General features: G+C 28.5%; 1 pseudogene. It reads left to right on the top strand.

The window, feature by feature from the left end:
• Nucleotides 1–769 (top strand): annotated as a pseudogene (locus AC2D8K_RS12575) (ATP-binding cassette domain-containing protein); the annotation flags it as partial.
• Nucleotides 770–876 lie beyond the last annotated feature (107 nt).

The following is an 876-nucleotide window of genomic DNA, read 5'->3' as shown; positions in this document are numbered from 1 at the left end:
GAATGATAATGCAGTATTTATGGATCAAAAAGCGATACAAGGCTCCAATCGGTCTAATTTATTAACTTATTTAGGTGTTTTTGATAGAGTCAGAAATTTTTTCAGCAAAAAAACTGGATTAAATAAATCCATGTTTAGTTATAATTCAAAAGGGGCTTGTCCTAATTGTGGTGGTAAAGGTTATATTGAAACAGAACTTGCATTTATGGGTGAGTTTTCACAAACATGTGAAGTGTGTCACGGCAAACGTTATAAGCCAGAAGTATTGAATGCGACTATAAATGGCTATTCTATTGCTGATTTCCTTGAATTGACTGTTGATGAAGGTATAATATTTTTTGATAAAGAGAATGAAATTCAGTCTAAGTTACAAGCTATAAGTAAAACAGGATTAAATTATGTAACACTTGGACAACCTCTATCTACCTTATCAGGCGGTGAAATTCAACGCGTTAAATTAGGTCAATATTTAAATGAAGATGTTACAGATAGTATTTTTATATTTGATGAACCTACGACAGGTTTACATGAAGCTGATATTCCTATATTGATAAATTGTTTTAATAATCTTATTGAACAAAATAATACTGTTATTTTAATTGAACATAACTTATCAATAATGTGTGAAGCTGATTGGATTATAGATGTAGGACCAGGTCCCGGTTTAGATGGAGGAAAAGTACAATTTAGTGGATTACCTGTAAACTTTGTTAAAGAAAATAAAACATTAACATCTAAGCATTTGAAACTTTATACAGAAAATAATTAAATTTGTTTCATATAACTTTAAATAGAGTTAGAAATTTTATAACTTAATTTAGTGGTTTTAAAAATTAACACATAAAATTAATAAAAGAGCCTATGGTTAAAATGATG

The sequence above is a fragment of the Staphylococcus sp. 510 genome (assembly GCF_057219715.1).
The sequence above is the reverse complement of the archived record's forward strand: the minus strand, read 5'-3'. Positions and strand labels throughout refer to the sequence as shown.